The sequence below is a fragment of the Pseudomonas sp. KH_046_2 genome (genome assembly GCF_057838985.1).
Map to the genome: position 1 here is coordinate 1271004 of NZ_CM174480.1, position 22663 is coordinate 1293666.

The following is a 22663-nucleotide window of genomic DNA, read 5'->3' on the forward strand; positions in this document are numbered from 1 at the left end:
TCCATATAAAAAATTGAGGAGCACATCGATGCGCGTCATTCTGCTGGGAGCTCCCGGGGCCGGTAAAGGTACTCAGGCTAAGTTCATCACCGAAAAATTCGGCATTCCGCAAATCTCCACCGGCGACATGTTGCGTGCAGCGGTCAAGGCCGGCACCGAGCTGGGCATGAAGGCCAAGAGCATCATGGATGCCGGCGGCCTGGTGTCCGATGACCTGATCATCGCACTGGTCAAGGACCGCATCGCCCAGTCCGACTGCGCCAACGGTTTCCTGTTCGACGGCTTCCCGCGCACCATTCCCCAGGCAGAAGCCCTGGTGACTGCCGGCGTCGAGCTCGATGCCGTGGTTGAAATCGCCGTTGAAGACGAAGAAATCGTCCAGCGTATCGCCGGTCGCCGTGTTCACGAGGCCAGCGGCCGCGTGTACCACATCGTCTACAACCCGCCGAAAGTAGCTGGCACAGACGACATCACCGGTGAAGAACTGGTACAGCGCAAGGACGACACCGAAGAAACCGTGCGTCATCGCCTGTCGGTCTACCACTCCCAGACCAAGCCGCTGGTGGATTTCTACCAGAAGCTGTCGGCTGCCAATGGCAAGCCGAAGTACAGCCACATCGAAGGCGTCGGTTCGGTTGAAGCGATCACCGCCAAGGTGCTTGCAGCCCTGAGCTGAAAAGTCTGATCCGCTGCATCATCCACGGCCCGCTTGCGGGCCGTAGTTGTTTATACTGACGCACTTTTTTCTGATCTCTCTTGTGGATACATCGATGAGCACCTTGCTGGCCCTGGACACCGCGACTGAAGCTTGCTCCGTTGCCTTGCTGCATGACGGCAAGGTCACGAGCCATTACGAGGTGATCCCGCGCCTGCACGCGCAAAAGCTGTTGCCGATGATCAAGCAATTGCTGGCCGATGCGGGCACCACGCTGCAAGCGGTCGATGCCATTGCGTTCGGCCGCGGCCCGGGCGCCTTCACCGGTGTGCGCATTGCCATCGGCGTGGTGCAGGGCCTGGCGTTTGCCCTGGATCGCCCGGTGTTGCCGGTGTCTAACCTGGCCGTGCTGGCGCAACGTGCGCTCCGTGAACACGGCGCCACTCAGGTCGCCGCCGCCATTGATGCGCGCATGGATGAAGTGTATTGGGGTTGCTACCGTGAAACGGCCGGGGAGATGCGCCTGGTGGGTGCGGAAGCGGTGCTGCCGCCGGAGTCCGCTGGTTTGCCGGCTGATGCCAGCGGCGAATGGTTCGGCGCAGGCACCGGTTGGGGTTATGGCGAGCGTATCGCCGTCAGCCTGAGCGGGCAGGACGCGGGCATGTTGCCCCATGCTGAAGACTTGCTGACTTTGGCACGGTTTGCCTGGGCGCGCGGCGAGGGGATCGTGGCTGATGAGGCACAACCGGTTTATCTGCGCGATAAAGTGGCGACGCCTAAAGCTCGATAGTATCCAGGGCCGAGTCGGTCCAATCGCGGGCAAGCCACGCTCCCACAGGTTATGCGCAGATCCTGTGGGAGCGGCGGTGCGACGATTCGACTTGCCCGCGATGGCGATCTATCGGACGCAGCCAATCGTCTTTTTCTAACCTCAGCTTTAAACCTTTTGCCTTTTATGTGTTCTAGTTATCACTCGGCGGTTTGCGAAGTGGGTTGTGCGCCACTAAACTGCCATCACTGATTCCGAGTATGCATGTATGCGTATAGACGGCGTTTCCTCTCAGTCCTACCCCATCAAGCGCAAACCTCGCAAAGACCGCGTGGTGGAAGACGACGCCATTGATATCGAAGGCGAGCTGGAATTCCCGACTGAAGAGCAACTGGCTGCCCGCGCCGCCAAAGCCTCTGCGCAAAAACTGAGCAATCTTCCCGCCCGTCAGCAAGATCTGATTTACCACCGTGCCATGAGCAAAAGCGTGGCGACAGCCCTGGCCAGCTACCTGAGCACCGCCGGTTTCGTCGATTGGGAAGCGGATGTGCTGGGTCTCGACCTGTACATCTGATGTTGCTGCCGTATTACCTCGGTTGTCCGTCCTGGAGCGAAAACGCCTGGCGCGACTACCTGTATCCGCCGGACGCCAAACCCGCCGATTTTCTTGATCTCTATTCCCGGGTTTTCAATGCCGTCGAAGGCAACACGACCTTCTACGCGAGCCCGGCTGCCAGCACCGTGCAGCGTTGGGCCGAAACGATGCCCGAGCACTTTCGCTTCACCGCCAAGTTTCCCGGCGAGATCAGCCACGGTGGCGACCTGCGCGAGCAACTGACCGCCGCCGAAACCTTCGTGCAATTGCTCAGCCCGCTGGGTGAGCGGGTGTCGCCGTTGTGGTTGCAGCTGTCGAAAAGCTTCACGCCCCAACGTTTGCCTGAGCTGGCCGGATTTATCGATGCCCTGCAGCGACCGCTGGCTGTGGAAGTGCGGCATGACGAGTTTTTCGCCAAGGGTGACAGCGAGCGAATGCTCAACCGCCTGCTGCTGGATCGCGGTGTCGAACGCATTTGTCTCGATCCCCGTGCGCTGTTCAGTTGCACCTCGACCGAGCCTTCGGTGCTCCACGCCCAATCGAAGAAACCCCGGGTGCCACCGCGCCCTGCGGCATTCACGCAATTCCCGCAGGTGCGTTTTATCGGCCATCCGACGCTTGAGGCCAACGATGCGTTCCTGGAGCCGTGGGTCGAGAAAATCGCGTTATGGATCGAAGAGGGCCGCACGCCGTACATCTTCCTGCACACCGCCGACAACCTGCTGGCGGCGAAACTGGCGCAGCGTTTTCACGCGCAGCTGATGCTGCGTTTGCCTGGCTTGCCGGCGCTGCCTGAGCTATACAGAGAGCCCGTCGCCGAGCAACTTGGCCTGCTCTGAGGCGGATTCTTTCCCCTCTTCAGGAGCCTGCCCAATGGATGCGCAAACCCTTCGAGCCCAGGCGTTCAAAGCCCTTCATGAACGCCCCGGGGTTTTTGTGATTCCCAATCCGTGGGATGCAGGTTCAGCGAAAATGCTCGCCAGCCTCGGCTTCGAGGCGCTGGCGACCACCAGCGCCGGTTATGCCTTTTCCCAGGGCCGTGCCGATGGCGGACTAACCCTCGACGATACCCTGATGAACGTTCAGGCGATTGTCGCCGCCACCGACCTGCCGGTTGCCGTGGACCTGGAAAACGGCTTTGCCGACAACCCGGCCGACTGCGCGAAAAGCATTTTGCGCGCGGCAGAGGCCGGCGCTGTCGGTGGTTCGATCGAAGATGCCACCGGCCGCGAAGAAGGCCCGATCTACTGTTTCGAACACGCCGTGGCGCGCATCGAGGCCTCTGTGGCTGCCGCTCGCAGTTTGCCGTTCCCTTTCACCTTGACCGCCCGGGCGGAAAACTTCCTGCACGGCAATCCCGATCTGGCCGACACCATCCGCCGCTTGCAGGCATTCGCCGAGGCTGGTGCCGATGTGCTTTATGCACCCGGTTTGCGCAGCGCCGAGGATGTGTTGGCGGTGGTGCGCGCTGTGGCGCCCAAGCCGGTGAATGTGTTGATGTCGGGCGGCTTGAAGCTGACGGTCGCGCAGTTGGGTGAGATGGGCGTCAAACGCATCAGCGTCGGCTCGGCGCTGGCATTGGCGGCCTATGGCGAATTCTTCCGCGCCGCCGAAGAAATCCAGACGTCAGGCACGTTCGGTTTCACGTCCCGGTCGATGCCGTACCAGAAGGCCAATCAGTTTTTCAAAGGCTGAGGGACGAGGGCGCAGCTGAGGATCAGGCGGCGATACGCAGGTTCTGCAGGATGATCGGGCGCGCCCAGCCATTGTCGTAATCGAGTTGTTTCTGCTGCTCTACCCGTTCTTGCGGCGAGAACGGCGGGAACGGCTTGTCCAGCAGATCGAGTTCAAACTCGGCGATGGGCAGGTGCAGCGGACGCGGTTGCGGGGCAGGGCCAGCTTCTGGCAGCGGCTGACCGGCGTTCAACACGATCGGGCGAACCCAGCCGCTTTCGAAATCCTGCTGTTTTTGCTGGGCGACGATTTCGTCCGCCGGGAACGGAGGGAGCGGCTTGTCGGCCAGGTCCATTTCGAATTCGGCAATCGGCAGGAACAGCGGCTCGGGCGGGCGGATTTCGTTGTCCTTCACCTCGCATTCACGCTGGGACACGATGTGCGCCAGCAGGTCGCTGCCAACGGTGGGCTCAACCGGGCTTTCGAGGTCGACCGGTGGAAAATTCAGGGATTGCGGCAGCACTTCACCCGACTGTTCGGCCAGCGCTCGGGCAAAGAAATCCTGCCAGATGTGGCTGACGCCGCTCAGTGCCTGGGTGTTTCGCAGGTTGTAGTCGCCGTAGGGCGAGATAAAACCTGTGATTGTGGGTTGAATGTCTGACATTTCTCTCGGTCGACGCTCAGCTCTGGCAAAATGCTCGATAGTTTTGTTATCGGCAGTTTTTGCCGATCATTAATTTTTTGAGCGTGTTTTCCGATGATTGATCAACCTGCGGCCTGCCGCATCCATGTCCAGGCCCTCGACGCGGCTTTCGAGCCACAAGCCGAGCAATGGGCCGAGCGCCTGGGCTTGCCGATGCAAGTGGCGGACGGCGAATTTGCCTTGCAGGTGGGTGACATGGGCTTGCAGCTGCAACAGCTGGGGCCGGATGCGCCGGGGCCGGTGCGGGTGGACTTCGTCGAGGGTGGCGCGGCCCATCGCCGGTTGTACGGCGGCGGCAGCGGGCAGATGATCGCCAAGGCTGTTGGCGTCGCCCAAGGCGTACGCCCGCGGGTGCTGGATGCCACGGCGGGGCTGGGCAAGGACGCGTTCGTGCTGGCCAGCCTTGGTTGCGAGATGAGTCTGATCGAGCGTCAGCCGTTGATTGGTGCCTTGCTCGAGGATGGCCTGGCCCGTGGCGCGGAAGATTTCGACGTGGCGCCGATCGTGGCGCGCATGCGCTTGCTCAAGGGCAATTCGATCGAGGTCATGCGCAACTGGGAAGGCGAGCCGCCCCAGGTGATCTACCTCGACCCGATGTTCCCGCACCGCGAGAAAACCGCGCTGGTGAAAAAGGAAATGCGCCTGTTCCGGCCGCTGGTAGGCGATGACCCGGATGCGCCGGCATTGCTTGAGGCCGCGTTGGCCCTGGCCAGCCACCGGGTGGTGGTCAAGCGACCGCGCAAGGCGCCGTGCATCGACGGGCCGAAGCCGAGTCATGCGCTCGATGGCAAGTCCAGTCGGTATGACATTTATCCGAAGAAGGCGCTCAAGCCCTGAGACCGAGTTGCTCCCATCGCGAGCAGGCTCGCTCCTACATGTTGCATAGAGCCAGTGTAGGAGTGAGCCTGCTCGCGATGGCGTCAGTCCAGACACCAACAATCCACCAGGCTCACTCAGGCCGATAAGCCCGCATAAACAACCCCACCACCTCCCGCACATGGCTCTCCGCCTCTTCGCCAACCGGCGGTTCGCCGCAGCCATACAGCAAGCGGAAATTTCCGGCGCCCTTGAGCAGGCAGAAGAAGTGCTCGGCCGCGTTGTGCGGTTTGTCGATGCGCAGCACGCCACTTTCATCGATCTTGCTCAGCAAGCGCTCCATGCCATGCAGCATGCGCTGCGGCCCGGCCTCGAAGAAGATCTGCGAGAGTTTCGGGTCCTGGCTGCCCAGGGTCATCATCAAACGGTGCAGGTTCACGGATTCATCACTGTTGATCAGATGATGAAAACCGCGCGCGATGTTCAGCAGCACGGTCTCCACTGCCACGCCTTCCGGCAACTCGAAGAACAGCGGTGGCAACTGCTCCTCGCATTTGGCCATCACCGCAGCGGAGAAAAGCGTCTCCTTGTCGTTGAAGTGGCTGTAGACCGTCAGTTTCGACACACCGGCCTCGGCTGCGACGGCATCCATGCTGGTATTGGCATAACCCTTACTCAAAAACAGCGTTTTCGCCGCATCGAGAATTGCCTGGCGCTTGGCCAGGTCCTTGGGTCTGCCTGGGCCATTGGGTGCTGAAAGATTGTTTGGCATATTCGTTTTTATTACTGGACTGGTGAGTTTGCTATTAATAACATACTGCTCAGTATAATTATTCAAAGCACCATTAGCGAAAGGTCCTTCACCATGTTCCGCTATGCCTTGCCCCTCGCGTTGCCAGTCACCCTGGCTTTTTTATTGTCTGCGTGCGGTCATGAAGAGGCGCCGCAGGTCAGCGTGCGCCCGGCCATGGTGGTCCAGCCAGAGCCTTCGGCGCAGGCCATGGAAAGCTATCCCGGTGAAGTTCGCGCGCGGTATGAACCGGACCTGGCGTTCCGTATCGGCGGTAAAGTCAGCCGACGACTGGTTGAGGAAGGGCAGCGGGTCAAGGCCGACCAACCTTTGGCGGAACTCGACCCTCAGGATGTACGCCTGCAACTGGAGGCCACTCGCGCCCAGGTCGCCGCCGCCGAAGCCAATCTGAACCTGGTGCGTTCCGAGCGTGATCGCTACAAGACCCTGATGGAGCGCCAACTGGTCAGCCGCTCGCAATACGACAACGCCGAAAACCTCTACCGCTCCGGTGAGGCGCGCCTCAAGCAAATCAAAGCCGAATTCAACGTCTCCAATAACCAGGCCAGTTACGCCGTGTTGCGAGCGCCGCAGGACGGCGTCGTGGCCAAGCGCCTGGTGGAAGTCGGGCAAGTCGTGGCTGCCGGGCAAACGGTGTTCACACTGGCAACCGATGGCGAGCGTGAAGTCTCGATCAGCCTGCCGGAGCAGAACTTCGGCCGCTTCAAGGTAGGTGAGCCGGTGTCGGTGGAGCTCTGGACCCAACCCGATCAGCGATTCGAAGGGCGTATCCGTGAACTGTCGCCGTCGGCTGATCCAAAATCCCGCACCTTCGCGGCCCGCATTGCCTTCAGTTCCGGCAAGGTACCGGTCGAACTGGGCCAGAGCGCCCGAGTGTTCGTGCAGGCCGTCGACGTGGTTCCACTGTCCGTTCCGCTGTCTGCGCTGACGGCGGAAAACGGCGTGACCTATGTCTGGGTCGTCAGCGCCAACAACACCTTGAAAAAGGCCCCGGTGCGGGTCGGTGCCTTCGGCGAGAAAACCGTACCGGTGCTTGAAGGGCTCAACGCCAGCGACTGGGTGGTGGCCGCCGGTGTCCATGTGCTTCTCGAAGGGCAGCAGGTGCGCCCGGTGGATCGCTCCAATCGCGTGGTCAATCTGGCGGACAAGGAGTAAGCCCCGATGCGCTTCAACGTTTCCGAGTGGGCACTGCGTAATCGCCAGATCGTCCTGTTCCTGATGCTGTTGCTGGCCGTTGTCGGCGCACTTTCCTACACCAAGCTCGGCCAAAGCGAAGACCCGCCGTTCACCTTCAAGGCCATGGTGATTCGCACCAACTGGCCGGGAGCGACCGCCGAGGAAGTCTCGCGTCAGGTCACCGAACGCATCGAAAAGAAGCTGATGGAAACCGGCGAATACGAACGCATCATGTCGTTCTCCCGCCCCGGCGAATCCCAGGTGACCTTCATCGCGCGCGACTCCATGCACTCGGTGGAGATACCGGAGCTCTGGTATCAGCTGCGCAAGAAAATCAGCGATATCCGCCATACCCTGCCGCCGGGGATTCAGGGGCCGTTCTTCAACGACGAATTCGGTACCACGTTCGGCAATATCTACGCCCTGACCGGCGAGGGTTTCGACTACGCCGTGCTCAAGGATTACGCCGACCGCATCCAGATCCAGCTGCAACGGGTCAAGGATGTAGGCAAGGTCGAACTGCTGGGGTTGCAGGACGAGAAAGTCTGGATCGAACTCTCCAACGTCAAGCTCGCCACTCTCGGCTTGCCGCTGGCTGCCGTCCAGCAAGCCCTTGAAGAACAGAACGCGGTGTCCACGGCAGGTTTCTTCGAAACCAGCAGCGAGCGCTTGCAGCTACGGGTGACGGGGAATTTTCAGACAGTCGACGAGATCAAGAACTTCCCGATCCGCGTCGGTGATCGCACCTTCCGCATCTCCGACGTGGCCGATGTGCGCCGTGGTTTCAACGATCCACCGGCGCCGCGCATGCGCTTCATGGCGCAAGATGCCATCGGCCTGGCGGTGGCGATGAAGGACGGCGGTGACATTCTGGTGCTGGGCAAGGCGCTGGAAATCGAGTTCGCCCGCATCCAGAAAAACCTCCCGGCCGGTATGCAGCTGCGTAAAGTCTCCGATCAACCGGCGGCGGTGAAAACCGGTGTTGGCGAGTTTGTGCAAGTGTTGGTCGAGGCGCTGGCCATTGTGTTGCTGGTGAGCTTCTTCTCCCTCGGCGTGCGCACCGGCATGGTCGTAGCGCTGGCGATTCCGCTGGTGCTGGCGATGACGTTCGCGAGCATGTATTACCTTGGCATCGGCCTGCACAAGATCTCCCTCGGCGCGCTGGTACTGGCCCTGGGTTTGTTGGTGGACGACGCGATCATCGCCGTGGAAATGATGGCGATCAAAATGGAGCAGGGCTTCGACCGGGTCAAAGCGGCGAGTTATGCCTGGACCAGTACCGCGTTCCCGATGCTCACCGGTACGCTGATCACCGCGGCCGGCTTCCTGCCGATTGCCACGGCGCAATCGGGCACGGGCGAATACACCCGTTCGATTTTCGAAGTGGTTACCATCGCGCTGTTGGCGTCGTGGGTGGTCGCGGTGGTCTTCGTGCCGTATCTGGGGGAAAAACTCCTGCCGGACCTGGCGAAGATTCACGCCGCCAAACACGGTACCGGCCAGCCCGATCCCTATGGCACACCGTTTTATCAGCGCGTCCGGCGCCTCGTGGAGTGGTGCGTGCGCTGGCGTAAAACCGTGATCGCGGCGACCGTGATGTTGTTCATCGCTTCCATCGTGTTGTTCAAGTTTGTGCCGCAGCAGTTCTTCCCGGCATCGGGTCGCCTGGAGTTGATGGTCGACCTGAAACTGGCCGAAGGCGCTTCACTGAGCAACACCGCCGACGAGGTCAAGCGCCTCGAAGAGCTGCTTAAGGACAAGGCCGGGATCGACAATTACGTGGCTTACGTCGGTACCGGTTCGCCGCGTTTCTACCTGCCGCTGGATCAGCAACTGCCGGCGGCGAGCTTCGCCCAGTTTGTCGTCCTGGCGAAAACCATCGAAGAACGGGAAACCCTGCGCACCTGGCTGATCACAACCCTCAACGAGCAATTCCCGACTCTACGTTCGCGGGTCACGCGCCTGGAAAACGGTCCTCCGGTTGGCTATCCGGTGCAGTTCCGCGTGACCGGGGAGCACATCGAAGAGGTGCGGGCGCTGGCGCGTAAAGTCGCGGCCAAGGTTCGCGAAAACCCGCATGTGGTCAACGTCCACCTGGACTGGGAGGAACCGAGCAAAGTCGTATACCTGAATATCGATCAGGATCGTGCGCGGGCGCTGGGTGTGAGCACGGCGAACCTGTCGAGGTTCCTGCAAAGCTCCCTGACCGGTTCCAGCGTCAGCCAGTACCGCGAAGACAACGAGTTGATCGAGATCCTGTTGCGCGGCACCTTGCATGAGCGCACCGAGCTGTCATTGCTGCCGAGCCTGGCGGTGCCGACCGATAACGGTCGCAGCGTCGCGCTGTCGCAGATCGCGACCCTGGAGTACGGCTTCGAAGAGGGCATCATCTGGCACCGCAATCGCCTGCCCAACGTGACGGTTCGCGCCGACATCTACGGCAAGGAACAACCGGCAACGCTGGTGCAGCAGATCATGCCGACACTCGATCCGATCCGTGCCGAACTGCCGGACGGCTACTTGCTGGATGTCGGCGGCACGGTGGAAGACTCGGCGCGCGGACAGAATTCGGTGAAGGCCGGGGTGCCGTTGTTCATCGTGGTGGTGTTGACCTTGCTGATGCTGCAATTGCGCAGTTTTTCGCGCACGGCGATGGTGTTTCTGACGGCGCCGTTGGGGTTGATCGGGGTGACGCTGTTTCTGTTGGTGTTTCGCCAGCCGTTCGGTTTCGTGGCCATGCTGGGGACTATCGCGTTGTCAGGGATGATCATGCGTAATTCGGTGATTCTGGTGGACCAGATCGAGCAGGATATCGCTGCCGGGTTGAAGCCTTGGCAGGCGATCATCGAGGCGACGGTGCGGCGGTTCCGGCCGATTGTGTTGACGGCGCTGGCGGCGGTGTTGGCGATGATTCCGCTGTCGCGCAGTGTGTTTTTCGGGCCGATGGCGGTGGCGATCATGGGGGGGTTGATTGTGGCCACGGCGTTGACGCTGCTGTTTTTGCCCGCCCTTTATGCCGCCTGGTTTCGGGTTCGCAAAGAGTCGGTTTGATGGTTTGGGCGTGGCGGCCTTTGGGCCGACCATGCTCTTGATTGATTGAGTACATATCCGTTTCTGCGGTAACGGCGGCTTATGGTTTCGCCCTTACGGCGAGTCACTTTGGCAAACGCCGGAGTGCCGGCCCAGCCCAAAGTAACCAAAGGTCTCGCCCCGAGCGTCCGGCCCCTCGCTTAGGCTCGGGGTTCCTTCGCTGCGGTATTCATCCGGGGGCATTGCCCTCCGGTCGGCTTCGCTTCGACCTACATGCAACGAGTTCGACTGCGTCGAACGGCGCTGCGCGCCAGTCCCCGGATGAACACCTCCACTCAGCCTCCCGAGGGGGCGGGTGGATCAAGATCAAAAGCTGCAGGCGAGCTAACGCTCGGCCTGATGAGTGGTGAAGAGCGTGGTGTACGCCGATGCTTTTCTGTAGGAGTGAGCCTGCTCGCGATGACGGCCTTCCAGCCGACCTGGTTTTTGCAGGTGTCCCCAATCCCTGTGGGAGCGGGCTTGCCCGCGAAGACGGTCTGCCAGCCAACCAATCCCTCACAGATGTACCCAACCCAATTGTAGGAGCGAGCCTGCTCGCGATGACGGCTTATCAGTCAAAGTATTTATCGCTCAATCAACCATTCAGACCATTCCCACAAGACTTTCAGCTTGCCCGTCGGAAGCATGATCTCTAGCCTTTGCCCGTCGCTGCCAATTCAGCGGCCGGGACTGCAAGCCCGCCAATAGTTTGTTAGGCGCCTACAGGCGCACCTATAATCGTGGCGCTTTTTAGCAACCACCGATTTATGGTGGCTGTGTGCGGGAGATCTTCGGGTCTGCCGAGGTTGCCTAACGACTCGGTCTTGCAGACCCGCATGCAGCTGCCACCCATCATCTGCAAGTGATGCTGGCTGCTCCAACTTTCGTTAGGAGCTTCACAATGATCAAACCCAGCCCCAACCCCCCGGCTTCAGAGTCCGAAGAAAATACCGGCACTTCAAACCGCCCCTGCCCAATTTTCACCATCCGCCCGGACGTCGATTCCGAAACCCTGCTGGTTCATGCCTATGAAACTCTCGCCTCTGCGAATGTAATGGCAACCGAACTGTCGTCCATCCTGAGCGGCCCAACCTGCAATCTGGCACTCGGCATTCAGCAGATGATCGTCCTGGCGCAGCTATCAGTGAACCGCGTCCTCGATCAGTTGGATCCGCAGCAATAGCAATAGCAAAAGGAAAAAGCCCGCTGAACCTGTACCAACCAGCGGGCCTTCATTGTTCCTACATTGATCTCGGACCTGTCTGATATTGAGGCTAAAAAGCTCAGGTGTTGTACTCAGAGCCCGGTTTCACGCATGTTTGAGACAGCGCCATGAAAAATCCACCCACTTTGAGGGGCCAGTCCGATCCGGTGTTTGATCGGCTGTTGCGATCGCCTCACAAGGAACGCCTTTCGGAATACCTCGCCTTGCTTAAGCCCCTGGACGATCAGGGGCGTTACCTGCCTTTCGATTCGTTGCGCTACCGCTGGGCGCCTGGGCTGGATTCGAACCTGTGCTGGGCCTTGGTCAAGAAAGCGCGGACTGCACAGTATTCGAGCCTTTTGCCATTGGGTGAACCGGCGTGCTGGCTGAAGTTCATGCTGACGCCGCAGGCGCAAAAAGCGATTTCCGTAGTGGATCGTCAGGCGACAACCGCTGTGCTGGAATACATGACCGGCCAGATTGGCGAGCGTGCTCATTTCAGCTATTTGCTCAATGATCTGATCGAAGACGAGGCCATCAGCAGCAGTCAGCTCGAAGGTGCGGCCACCACGACGCGGGTGGCCAAGGACATGCTTAAGCGCCGTCGCTCGCCGCGCACGCCGGATGAGCGAATGGTCATCGGTAACTTCAAGATGATGAACTTCGCCTGGGAGCAGCGTTACGAGCCACTGAGCGTTGAGCTGATTGCAGCCATGCATCGGGTTGGCGTCGAGGGCATCGACGATTCGCAGTACTCGCCTGGCGTCTTCAGGATCAACGATGACGTCGTAGTCCAGGATGGCGAGGGCAACACCGTGCATTCGCCACCGCCTGCAACAGGGCTCGTGTCACGTTTGCAGGTGCTGGCCAAGTGGATCAACCAACCCCACAACAACCCTCATCAAGCGGACTACCTTCATCCATTGATCAAAGCCATCGCGCTGCATTTTGTCTTGGGTTACGAGCATCCTTTTCGCGACGGCAACGGTCGGGTAGCGCGTGCGTTGTTTTACTGGTTCATGTTCAAAAATGACTTCTCGGCGTTTCGCTACATCGCCATCAGTGTTTTGTTGCGCAATGCGCCGTTGAAGTACGGGCGGTCGTATTTGAATACCGAAGCGGATGACCTGGATCTGACGTACTTCATCGATTTCCAGTGTTCGGTGGTGTTGCGGGCTGTGGGCAGTTTTACCGAGACGTATCGGAAAAGTCTGGACGATGCGCAGCAATTTGATTGCTGGTTGCGTGAAAGTGGTTTTCTCGACCAGCTCACCGAGAAGCAGCGGGCGCTGTTTCAAGTGGCCAGGAGCGGAATGGCCAAGGAGTTCACGGCGGTCAATGTGAAGGAGAATCTGGGTTGTTCTTACAACACAGCATCAGCCACGCTAAATGGGCTGGTCGCGTTGAAGTTGTTCGAGAAACGCAAGATGGGGCGGGAGTGGGTGTTCTTTCTAAGACCCGTATCAGCGGCCTGAACCTTTGTGGGAGCAAGCCTGCTCCCACAGGTTTTGTGTCGCGGCTCAGAGCGTACCAAACACCTTCTTCGCCAAACTGGTCGCCGCAGCCGCCGGGTTCTGGCGGATGGTTTCTTCCTGTTTGCCGATCATCTCGAACAAGCCATTCAGTGCCTGCTCGGTGACGTAGTTTTCGACGTTGGCATTCTTCGCATCCACTACGCCCATGGTCGCCGCTTGCCCGGCGAACGAGTTGTACTGCTGGGCCAGGCCAACCTTGTCGGTAGCTTGCTTGACGATGGGCAGGAACTTGGCGCGGATCTGTTCGCGACTGGTCTTGTTCAGGTATTGGGTAGCCGAGTCGTTGCCACCGCTGAGGATGCCCTTGGCATCTTCCACGGTCATTTTCTTCACGGCATCGACGAGGATTGGTTGGGCCTGGGTCACGGCGGTTTCCGCCGCCTTGTTCATACTGGCTTCCAGCAGATCGACCTGATCACCCATACCAAACTGTTTCATTTTGCTGGCGACTTTGCCCAGTTTGCCCGGCAGTTCGATTTTCACGTCGGGGTTGTTGCTGAAGCCACCCGGGGTGCCGAGTTGTTTGACGGCCAGTTGCGCGCCTTGGGTCAGTGCGTCCTTGAGCCCGCCGGTGGCGTCTTTCTGCGACAGGTCGGTGAGGGACAGCGCCAGGGCGTTGGCACAGATCATCAAGCCTGCGCACAGGCCGGCAAAGCGGAGGGTAGGGCGGAACATGGCAACTTCCTTTTTCGAAAAAGACACTTAGTAGCGGGCCGGGTCGACACGGACCTTCAGCGGTTGTGGATCGGTGCCGTCCAGGCGCACGGCATGATTCTCGGTGGTGATGAACATCAGTTTGCCATCGACTTCGATGCGCGCGCTCACCGAGTAACGGTGGTTGGGCTCTACCTTCAGCGGGTCGTAGCTGAGATGGAAGGCCAGGGGCACCTGGCCTTTGATCTGGCCGCGCTGTTCGTCGATGACCTTCGCCGGGGCATCGGCGAGTGAAATGTCCTGCAGGCTGACGCTCAGGACCGCCGTCGGTGGCAGTGCGATGCGTTGCAGGTAGAAGACTTCCCCATCAAGGGAGGCCTTGGGAGCCGGTGTCGGGTGCTGGCAGGCTGTCAGTAGGACGGCGGCTGCGATCAGGGGCAGTTTTTTCATCGGTAAATCTCCGTGTCGAGGGCGCCAGAACCGACTGGCGCCCTGATCAATCTAGACGCTTTGCACAGGTGGGGCGGGTTGGTCGGCGGCATCTTCACTGCGATGCAACGCCACCTGACGGATCGACAAACGAATCTCCGCCGGCAACACCCGCTTGGCCGCGCCTTCGGCCAGTTCGCCGAGCAGTTCGTGGTAGCTCAACTTGCCCGCTTCGTCGCGCTTGAGGACTTCCAGGTCGAGCATCGTCTGGATGAAGTGGCGGAACAGGCTCTTGTCGAAGAATTCCGGGGCGTTCAGGCCATGCAGGATCGACAGGCGCTGGGCCATGACCGTGCACAGGTCTTCCAGTTCTTCGGCGCTGATGCTGTTCTGGCCGCTGTTGAGCAGCAGGGACACGGTCATGTAGAAGCGCTGCAAGGTCTGGGCGATGCTTTTCGACAGCAAGGTCAGCAGTACGAAATGCCGCGAGCTTGGCGCCGGGCGCAGGTACACGTCGTTCTCGAAGCGCAGCAGGCCTTGCTCGACGAAGGCTTCCAGCCATTGTTCGATCACCCCGTCCAGTTCCTCCAGCGACCAGCGAATGAACAGCTCCGCTTGCAGGTACGGGTACAGCGCGCGAGTGTAGCGCAGGATCTGTTCGCGGCTCATGCGCGAGGCGCTCTGGAAGAAGCTCGCCAGCAACGCCGGCAGTGCGAAGATGTGCAGTACGTTGTTGCGGTAGTAAGTCATCAAGACGGCGTTCTGCTCGTCCAGATACAGGATCTTGCCTAACGCATCGCTCTGCTCGGACAGCAGGTCCATGTCCTTCACATGCTCGATCAGCGCCCGACCATCGCCTTCCGGCAATGTGGTGTGCGGCGAATACGGGACCTTGCGCAGCAGCGCCAGGTACAGATCCAGCACCCGCGCCATGGCCCGGTCGTCCAAGGCCAGGCGGCTGGTGGACAGCAACGCCAGTGCCACCAGGTTGACCGGGTTGATCGCCGCCGCTTCGTTCAGATGCCGAGCGACTTTCTCGCCGAGGCGGTTGGTGGTTTCGTTGAGCCAGACGGGTCTGAACTGCGGGCCGAGCTCTTGTTTGCGCCAGTCCGGCTGTTCGCTGTCGAGGAATTCCGCCAGCTTGATTGGCTCGCCGAAGTTCACCGCCACCTGGCCAAAGCGCTGTTTGAGTGCGCCGATGACTTTGAAAATATCGAAGATCGACTCTTTCTTCTTGGCCGCACCGCGCAACTCGCCAAGATAGGTTCGACCTTCCAGTACGCGCTCGTAGCCGATGTACACCGGCACGAAGACGATGGGCATGCGCGACGAACGCAGGAAGCTGCGCAGGGTGATCGCCAGCATCCCGGTCTTCGGTTGCAGCATGCGCCCGGTGCGCGAGCGACCGCCTTCGACGAAAAACTCCACCGGGAAGCCCTTGGTGAACAGGGTATGCAGGTATTCGTTGAACACCGAGGTGTACAGCGGATTGCCCTTGAACGTGCGGCGCATGAAGAACGCGCCGCCGCGACGCAGCAGGCCGCCGATCACCGGCATGTTCAGGTTGATGCCGGCGGCAATGTGCGGCGGGGTCAGGCCATTGCGGAACAGCAGATAGGACAGCAGCAGGTAATCGATGTGGCTGCGGTGGCACGGCACGTAGATCACTTCGTGACCCTGGGCGACCTTCTGCACACCTTCGATGTGGTTGACCTTGATGCCGTCGTAGATCTTGTTCCAGAACCAGCTCAGCACCACTTCCATAAAACGGATCGCAGTGTAGGTGTAGTCCGAGGCGATTTCGTTGCCGTAGCGCAGCGCCTGGGCTTTGGCTTTCTCCGGCGAGATGTTCTCGCGCTCGGCTTCGTCGAGGATCGCTTGTTTGACCTGTGGCTGGTTCAGCAGGCCTTTGACCAGGTTACGGCGGTGGGAAATGTCCGGGCCGATCACCGCAGCCTTCAGGTTGCGGAAATGCACCCGCAGGATGCGCTGGGCCATGCGCACGGTGCGCTCGTGGCCCTTGTCGTGCTCGATCAGTTCGCGCAGGTGGATCGGCGCGGAGAACTGCACGCGGGTCTTGCGTCCCAGCACGATGACGCTCAGCAAGCGACGCAGGCGCCCGGTAACGGCCCAGCTGTCGGCGAACAGGAGTTTCCACGGGCTGTTTTCGCTGTCCGGCGACTGGCCCCAGAACACGCTGACCGGAATGATCTGCGCATCTTCGGCGGCGTTCTGGCTCAGGGCGCTGACCAGGCGGGTCAGTGTCGGCGGCGCGCCGCGCTTGTCCTGGCGGCCGAGCCAGTCCGGGTCGGGCGTCAGGTAGAAGAACGCGGCAGGTTCCAGCAGGTTGCCCACCGATACCGGCAGTACCGGGCGCGGCAGGCCGGCCTTGCTGCACTCGGTGTCGACCACGGCGAGGTCGGTCAGCGAAGGGTTTTGCAGGACGTAGAACACCGGACGACTGCGGTCGAGGTTGAGGGTGAACGACGACTGGTTGATCGTCTCCGAGCGAACCCAGAGGTACAACAGTCGGCGCAGGGTGCCAAACACAAGACGGCGGAACGGGGAGCGGGTCATACGGCTTCTGCGTGAGTGAATAAAACCGAGCGTTTGCTCGGGCGGCCGATAGTGTGCCGGATTCGCTGAAAATCGGCAAAAAAGCGGCTAAGTAAACTCCTGTTGAGAGTTTTAGCGTCTGTCATATACTCGGCGCTCTGTCGCCGTTGCCCTCATGGGACCGGTATGCGCAGGCTGACGTTCCCGAGGCTTTCCTGCGAAAAGCCCGACCAATAATAAAAAGGGAGTATGAACAAATGGCAACACGCGAAACCGGCAATGTGAAGTGGTTCAACGACGCCAAGGGCTACGGCTTCATCCAGCGCGAGGACGGGGTGGACGTGTTCGTGCACTACCGCGCGATTCGCGGTGAAGGCCACCGTTCGCTGACCGAGGGCCAGCAGGTTGAATACGCGGTGGTGGAAGGGCAGAAGGGGTTGCAGGCTGAGGATGTTGTAGGTCTGTAACCAAAATCTTCAGAACACCCAAAAGCACTGTGGGAGCGAGCTTGCTCGCGATGAGGACCTTTCAGCCAACTTAGATGTTGAATGTAAGTCCGCTATCGCGAGCAAGCTCGCTCCCACAGGTTTGGTGTGCAGGCTTTTACGCGGTTTTCCAGGTGATCTCTTCTTCACCATCGGCGCTGATGCGAATCCAGCGGTCCGCCGTCTCTTCACCTTCTTCCTCGACCCAGGTGCCCGGTGCGCAACGCACTTCCACGTTCAGCGCGGCAAACGCGGCGCGGGCGCAGGCGATGTCGTCGTCCCATGGGGTCTGGTCGCTTTCCAGGTACAGGCTGTTCCACTTGCCGACGGCTTTTGGCAGCCAGGTCACCGGCACGTTGCCGGCCTTGCACTTGTAGGTCTGGCCCTTCTGGACCCAGTCGGTGCAAGGGCCCAATGCCGCACCGAGCCAGGCGGAAATGGCCTTGTGGTCGACGTCGGCGTCTTTCAGGTAAATCTCGATATCGGGTTGGCGCATGGATGTCCTCACTGCGGGTCTGAAAAATCCATTCGCGGATTTAGCCGGTCTCGGGCGATTGCCCGGAACCAAAAGTTATTGAAGAACGAAATAATCGTAGCGCATTGATACGGTGGTCTCGAACGGCTCGGCCTGTTCGATAACCGCTGTCCGGCGCTCGGCACTGGCACGCCAGCCATGGGGCGTCATCGCCAGCAGGTTGGCGCGGTCCTGCGGCTTGTCCAGCGTCAGCTTGAACGTCAACGTCTCGCTGTGCGCCAGCGCCATGCCTTCCGGCACCAGGTCCAGATGCTTGTCGTCAATGTACTCGCGGACTTCGTCGTACAGCCGCTCACGCAGTTCCATCAGGTGGCCGCTGGTCGGCCCGACTTTCATCAGGCCGCCGCCAACACTGAGCAGGCGCTTGGCTTCTTCCCAATCCAGCGGGCTGAAGACACTGGCCAGGAACTGGCAACTGCCGGAAGCCAACGGCACCCGCGCCATGCTGGCGATCAACCAGGTCAGCTTCGGATTGCGTTTGCAGGCGCGTTTGACCGCTTCGCGGGAGATGTCCAGGGCATAACCTTCGGCACTCGGCAAAGCCTCGGCGATTTGCGCGGTGTAGTAACCCTCGCCACAACCGATGTCCAGCCAGTGCTGTGGCGCGTAGCCGGCCGCCAGCTCCGCCAGACGCTTGGCCACCGGGGCGTAGTGCCCGGCGTTCAAAAAGTCGCGGCGGGCTTCGACCATTGCCTGGTTATCCCCAGGGTCGCGGCTGTTCTTGTGCTGCACCGGCAACAGGTTCAAGTAACCCTGGCGCGCGCGGTCGAAACGATGCCCGGCGGGGCAGGCCACGCCGTTGTCCACCGCATTGAGCGGCTCACTGCAGATCGGGCACGCAAGCATCAGGCGAGCAACTTGATCAGGGTCTGGTAGTAGATCTCGGTCAGCACGTCGAGATCGGCGGCCAGCACGCGTTCGTTGACCTGGTGGATGGTCGCGTTGACCGGGCCCAGCTCAACCACTTGGGTGCCCATGGTCGCGATGAAGCGCCCGTCGGAGGTACCACCGCTGGTGGACGCCTTGGTTTCACGACCGGTGATGTCCTTGATGCTCGCCGACACCGCGTCGAGCAGCGCGCCCGGTTCGGTGAGGAACGGCAGGCCGGACAGCGCCCAGTCGATGTGCCAGTCCAGGCCATGCTTGTCGAGGATGTCGGCGACGCGCTTTTGCAGGCCTTCGACCGTCGATTCGGTGGAGAAGCGGAAGTTGAACACCGCCACCAGGTCACCGGGGATCACGTTGGTCGCGCCAGTGCCGGAGTTGACGTTGGAGATTTGGAAACTGGTCGGCGGGAAGAAGTCGTTGCCGTGGTCCCAGTGCTCGGCTGCCAGTTCGGCCAAGGCCGGGGCAGTGAGGTGGATCGGGTTCTTGGCCAGGTGCGGGTAGGCCACGTGGCCCTGCACACCGTGCACGGTCAGCTTGGCGCCGAGGGAACCGCGACGGCCGTTCTTGACCACGTCACCGACCAGGGTGGTGCTCGACGGTTCGCCGACGATGCACCAGTCCAGACGTTCCTTGCGCGCGGCCAGGCGTTCGACCACGGCCTTGGTGCCGTGGTGTGCCGGGCCTTCTTCGTCGCTGGTGATCAGGAAGGCAACTTTGCCCTTGTGGTTCGGGTAGTCGGCGACAAAGCGCTCGGAGGCGACGGTCATGGCGGCGAGGCTGCCTTTCATGTCGGCGGCGCCACGGCCGCAGAGCATGCCGTGTTCGTCGATCAGCGCATTGAACGGTTCGATCTGCCAGGCCGCCACAGGGCCGGTCGGGACCACATCGGTGTGGCCGGCGAAGCACAGCACCGGACCGTCGTCCTGGCCGTGGGTGGCCCAGAAGTTATCCACATCTTCGATGCGCATCGGTTCCAGGGTGAAACCGGCATCGCCCAGGCGCTGCATCATCTGCTTCTGGCAATCGGCGTCGATCGGCGTCACGGACGGACGGCGGATCAGGTCGATGGCGAGTTGGAGGGTCGGCGAAAGGTCGGCGTGGGCCGTCATGGAAAACTCCGGAAACATGAATGTGGGCGCGGACTGAATGTAGGAGCGAGCCTGCTCGCGAATGCGGTATGTCAGTAACCATAAACATTGAATGTTACACCGCTATCGCGAGCAGGCTCGCTCCTACAGGTATTGGGTTCGATCGGCAAACCGCGACACGCCAAGCCCCGCAAAATGGCGCTTATCTTAAAGCAAAACGGCGACCATTGGCCGCCGTTTAGTGCATCCGCATAGATTTAGACGACAGGTGCCGTTTCAGGTTCGGCGGTCGGTTTCGGCAGCGACGACAGGAACGCCATGATCAGCGCCGCGACGTACGGCAGCGACTGCACCAGCAACATGGTGACCCAGAAACGCATGTCGTTGCTCGGCAGGCCCTGCACCAGGAAGATCCCCAGCGCCGCGCCCCACAACAGCAGCATGATGAACATCTCTTCCCGGGCTTCCGAAATCGCCACCCAGAAGCCGTGGTTGTCGGCATTCTTCGGCGTACGGAAGAACGGAATGCTGCTGGTGAAGAAGCCGTACAGCACCGCTTTGGCGATGGTGTGGGACAACGCCAGACCGGCCAGCGCCGCGCAGAAGGCATCCTTCAGATTCACTCCAACCGCACGACGGTAGAGGAAGATGATCTTGGCGACCTTGAACACGAACAACGCCAATGGCGGGATTGCGAAGATCAGCAGCGGCGGGTCGACCCGTTGCGGCACGATGATCATCGCCGCCGACCACAACAGCGCGCCGACGGTGAAGAAGATGTTCATGCCGTCCGCCACCCACGGCAACCAGCCCGCGAGGAAGTGGTAGCGCTGGCCACGGGTCAGCTCGGTGTCCTTGCCGCGCAGCAGGCTGGCGGTGTGGCGCTTGATGATCTGGATCGCTCCGTAGGCCCAGCGGAAACGCTGTTTCTTGAAGTCGATAAAGGTATCGGGCATCAGGCCCTTGCCGTAGCTGGTGTGGTAATACGCCGCCGACAGGCCTTTTTCGAATACCCGCAGGCCGAGCTCGGCGTCTTCGCAAATGCACCAGTCGGCCCAGCCCAGCTCTTCGAGCACCGTGCGACGGGTCATGGTCATGGTGCCGTGCTGGATGATCGCGTCACGGTCGTTGCGGGTGACCATGCCGATGTGGAAGAAACCCTTGTATTCCGCGTAGCAGAGCTTCTTGAAGGTGCTTTCGTTCTGGTCGCGGTAATCCTGCGGCGACTGCACCACGGCGATTTTCGGGTCAGCGAAGTGCGGCACCATGTGCTTGAGCCAGTTCGGGTGCACGCAGTAATCGGAGTCGATCACCGCGATCACTTCGGCATCCTTGGCGGTGTGCGGGATCAGGTAGTTCAGCGCGCCGCCCTTGAAGCCGGCCAATGGCGCAACGTGGAAGAACTTGAAGCGCGGGCCGAGGGTTTCGCAATAATCGCGCACCGGCTCCCAGACTGCCGGGTCCTTGGTGTTGTTGTCGATGATCAGGACTTCGAAGTCCGGATAGTCGAGGTTGGCCAGGGCGTTGAGGGTCTGTTTGACCATCTCCGGCGGCTCGTTGTAGCAGGGCACGTGAATCGACACTTTCGGACGGTAGCTGGAGTCGCCTTCCACCGGCAGGAACTCGCGCCGGCGCTTGTGCACCCACACCGCTTCGGCCAGTTCATGGGCTTCGGTCAGCAGCACGATAAACACCCCGAGCGCACCGAGGGCGAGCAAGAAGCCCACTGTCAGGCTGAACCAGGTGCTGTATTGCTGGCTGTAGTCGTAACCGATCCACACCAGCACCGAACCGCACAGGAACGCAATGAAGGTCAGGAAGGTGCGGCCACGCTGGCGCAGGGCCGAGCCGTCGATCATCAGCAGGGTCAGCGACAACAGCGCCAATACCACCGAACCAATGGCCAACACGCGCCATTGCGGAATCGCCACTACCGGGCCTTCGAAGTTGAACTTCTGCTGGCGCGCGGCGTTGAACACGCCCCAGTAGGCGCCAACGGAACCTTCGTCGCTGGCTTTCCACGGCTGGTCAAACGCTTCGATCACGAAGTAGTTGAAGCCCTGGCGGTTGAGCTTGTTGACCAGGGTTCGCAGGTATATCGCCTGGTCCGCCGGGGAGGCATCGGCGCCACCGCGCATGCGGCCGTTGCTCGGCCAGCCCACCTCGGACAGCAGCAGTGGCTTTTTCGGGAACATCTTCTTCAAGTCGCGGGCGCGGTCGAGGACGAACTGCCCGGCCTTGTCCATCGGGACGAACTCCCAGTAAGGCAGGATGTGCGCGGCGATCAGGTCGACATGCTTGGCCAGTTCCGGGTGTTCTTCCCAGACGTGCCACTGCTCGGACGTCGTCACCGGCACTTTCACGGCAGCGCGCACACGATCGAGCATGACGCTGAGTTCCTGGGCGGTGATTTCCTTGCGGTAAATCGCCTCGTTGCCCACCACCACACGAACCACGCTGCGCGAGGAGTTGGCAATTTCAATGGCGCGGGTGATTTCCCGTTCGTTGCGTTCCTGGTCCGGGCTGATCCAGATCCCCAGGGTCACGCGCAAGCCGAACTCTTCCGCCAGTTTCGGGATGTTCTGCAGCGTGCCATCGACCGAGTAGATACGGATGTTGTCCGTCAGCTTGCTCATGATCTCCAGGTCGCGGCGCATTTGATCGTCGGTCGGGTACTGGTCCTTCTGCGGGAACTGGCCCTGCTGGAATGGCGAGTACGAGAAGCCGGAGATCTGTTCAGGCCAGTTGGGGGCGGTGACCGGGCGGTTGATCAGCGCCCAGAAGCCGGTAAACAAGGCTGCGATGGCAAGCACCACGACCAGGTTGAGTCCAAATTTACGCGATGACATAGTTATTTCGGGTTCCAAAGACTGTGGAACGAAGGAACGGTTGGCGGTCGCCAAGGGGCGCGCATCCTACACCGGGCATTCTCTGGTCGTACAGCGGACAGGGAATTGCCGGACTTTGGGCAATCTGAATTCGTTAAAGTTCTTTCTCTTTTTCCTGTAACTGATTTTGTCT

20 protein-coding genes are annotated in these 22663 nt (G+C 60.7%); 11 read left to right on the plus strand and 9 right to left on the minus strand.

The features are described from left to right. Window positions 1–28 precede the first annotated feature (28 nt). From adk to AC3IX1_RS05710, 5 genes are all read left to right on the plus strand, one after another. On the plus strand, window positions 29–676 hold the full coding sequence (adk, locus tag AC3IX1_RS05690; RefSeq protein ID WP_489387449.1) for an adenylate kinase: 648 nt from the start codon (window positions 29–31) through the stop codon (window positions 674–676). A gap of 94 nt (window positions 677–770) precedes the next feature. Next, window positions 771–1445: a tRNA (adenosine(37)-N6)-threonylcarbamoyltransferase complex dimerization subunit type 1 TsaB gene (gene tsaB / locus AC3IX1_RS05695; protein ID WP_489387450.1), complete on the plus strand. Its 675-nt coding sequence runs from the start codon at window positions 771–773 to the stop codon at window positions 1443–1445. A 247-nt stretch (window positions 1446–1692) separates the two neighbouring features. Beyond that, window positions 1693–1998 carry a hypothetical protein gene (locus AC3IX1_RS05700; protein WP_489387451.1) on the plus strand — a complete coding sequence of 102 codons (306 nt, stop codon included), beginning with the start codon at window positions 1693–1695 and terminating at the stop codon, window positions 1996–1998. Then, a complete protein-coding gene (locus tag AC3IX1_RS05705; RefSeq protein ID WP_489387452.1) occupies window positions 1998–2858 on the plus strand; it encodes a DUF72 domain-containing protein in 861 nt (286 codons plus the stop codon). Before AC3IX1_RS05700 ends, AC3IX1_RS05705 begins: the two co-directional genes overlap by 1 nt. A 34-nt stretch (window positions 2859–2892) precedes the next feature. Continuing rightward, on the plus strand, window positions 2893–3714 hold the full coding sequence (locus AC3IX1_RS05710) for an isocitrate lyase/PEP mutase family protein (protein WP_489387453.1): 822 nt from the start codon (window positions 2893–2895) through the stop codon (window positions 3712–3714). A 22-nt stretch (window positions 3715–3736) separates the two neighbouring features. Here AC3IX1_RS05710 and AC3IX1_RS05715 read toward each other — a convergent pair whose 3' ends face one another. Then, a complete protein-coding gene (locus AC3IX1_RS05715) occupies window positions 3737–4357 on the minus strand; it encodes an energy transducer TonB (protein ID WP_489387454.1) in 621 nt (206 codons plus the stop codon). Window positions 4358–4450: 93 nt separating this feature from the next. Between AC3IX1_RS05715 and AC3IX1_RS05720 the strand changes: the two genes are divergently transcribed. Then, window positions 4451–5233, plus strand: a complete 783-nt coding sequence (locus AC3IX1_RS05720; protein WP_056721019.1) for a class I SAM-dependent methyltransferase — start codon at window positions 4451–4453, stop codon at window positions 5231–5233. A 112-nt stretch (window positions 5234–5345) separates the two neighbouring features. Here AC3IX1_RS05720 and AC3IX1_RS05725 read toward each other — a convergent pair whose 3' ends face one another. Further along, window positions 5346–5984 (minus strand): TetR/AcrR family transcriptional regulator, encoded by a 639-nt coding sequence (locus AC3IX1_RS05725; protein WP_489387455.1) that lies wholly within the window; start codon window positions 5982–5984, stop codon window positions 5346–5348. 93 nt (window positions 5985–6077) lie between these two features. Here AC3IX1_RS05725 and AC3IX1_RS05730 point away from each other — a divergent pair, with 93 nt between their 5' ends. From AC3IX1_RS05730 to AC3IX1_RS05745, 4 genes are all read left to right on the plus strand, one after another. Continuing rightward, window positions 6078–7178, plus strand: coding sequence for an efflux RND transporter periplasmic adaptor subunit (locus AC3IX1_RS05730; protein WP_489387456.1), 1101 nt, complete (start codon window positions 6078–6080; stop codon window positions 7176–7178). A gap of 6 nt (window positions 7179–7184) precedes the next feature. Continuing rightward, a complete protein-coding gene (locus tag AC3IX1_RS05735; protein WP_489387457.1) occupies window positions 7185–10250 on the plus strand; it encodes an efflux RND transporter permease subunit in 3066 nt (1021 codons plus the stop codon). 919 nt (window positions 10251–11169) lie between these two features. Beyond that, a complete protein-coding gene (locus tag AC3IX1_RS05740) occupies window positions 11170–11451 on the plus strand; it encodes a DUF6124 family protein (RefSeq protein ID WP_489387458.1) in 282 nt (93 codons plus the stop codon). Window positions 11452–11600: 149 nt separating this feature from the next. Then, window positions 11601–12947, plus strand: a complete 1347-nt coding sequence (locus AC3IX1_RS05745) for a Fic family protein (RefSeq protein WP_489387459.1) — start codon at window positions 11601–11603, stop codon at window positions 12945–12947. 45 nt (window positions 12948–12992) lie between these two features. Here the strand turns inward: AC3IX1_RS05745 and AC3IX1_RS05750 are convergent, their stop codons facing one another. Genes AC3IX1_RS05750 through plsB form a run of 3 tightly spaced genes read right to left on the minus strand, consistent with a single transcriptional unit; the run spans window position 12993 to window position 16667 of the window. Continuing rightward, the gene (locus AC3IX1_RS05750; protein ID WP_489387460.1) at window positions 12993–13682 is read right to left on the minus strand and encodes a DUF4197 domain-containing protein; all 690 of its coding nucleotides are present in this window, start codon (window positions 13680–13682) and stop codon (window positions 12993–12995) included. Window positions 13683–13709: 27 nt separating this feature from the next. Continuing rightward, window positions 13710–14111 (minus strand): YbaY family lipoprotein, encoded by a 402-nt coding sequence (locus AC3IX1_RS05755; RefSeq protein ID WP_489387461.1) that lies wholly within the window; start codon window positions 14109–14111, stop codon window positions 13710–13712. A gap of 51 nt (window positions 14112–14162) precedes the next feature. Continuing rightward, complete coding sequence (gene plsB, locus AC3IX1_RS05760; protein ID WP_489387462.1) at window positions 14163–16667, minus strand: glycerol-3-phosphate 1-O-acyltransferase PlsB; 2505 nt, start codon at window positions 16665–16667, stop codon at window positions 14163–14165. A gap of 236 nt (window positions 16668–16903) precedes the next feature. On the opposite strand from plsB, the gene AC3IX1_RS05765 reads away from it, so the two are divergent. Next, window positions 16904–17113, plus strand: coding sequence for a cold shock domain-containing protein (locus AC3IX1_RS05765; RefSeq protein ID WP_007954750.1), 210 nt, complete (start codon window positions 16904–16906; stop codon window positions 17111–17113). A 136-nt stretch (window positions 17114–17249) separates the two neighbouring features. Here AC3IX1_RS05765 and AC3IX1_RS05770 read toward each other — a convergent pair whose 3' ends face one another. The 4 genes from AC3IX1_RS05770 to AC3IX1_RS05785 all read right to left on the minus strand — a co-directional run bounded on the left by AC3IX1_RS05770 (window position 17250) and on the right by AC3IX1_RS05785 (window position 22491). Then, a complete protein-coding gene (locus AC3IX1_RS05770) occupies window positions 17250–17627 on the minus strand; it encodes a hypothetical protein (protein WP_046041100.1) in 378 nt (125 codons plus the stop codon). A gap of 75 nt (window positions 17628–17702) precedes the next feature. Beyond that, window positions 17703–18512 carry a putative RNA methyltransferase gene (locus AC3IX1_RS05775; protein WP_489387463.1) on the minus strand — a complete coding sequence of 270 codons (810 nt, stop codon included), beginning with the start codon at window positions 18510–18512 and terminating at the stop codon, window positions 17703–17705. Further along, the gene (gene dapE, locus AC3IX1_RS05780) at window positions 18512–19663 is read right to left on the minus strand and encodes a succinyl-diaminopimelate desuccinylase (protein ID WP_489387464.1); all 1152 of its coding nucleotides are present in this window, start codon (window positions 19661–19663) and stop codon (window positions 18512–18514) included. Before dapE ends, AC3IX1_RS05775 begins: the two co-directional genes overlap by 1 nt. 236 nt (window positions 19664–19899) lie before the next feature. Further along, window positions 19900–22491 carry a glycosyltransferase gene (locus AC3IX1_RS05785; protein WP_489387465.1) on the minus strand — a complete coding sequence of 864 codons (2592 nt, stop codon included), beginning with the start codon at window positions 22489–22491 and terminating at the stop codon, window positions 19900–19902. Window positions 22492–22663 lie beyond the last annotated feature (172 nt).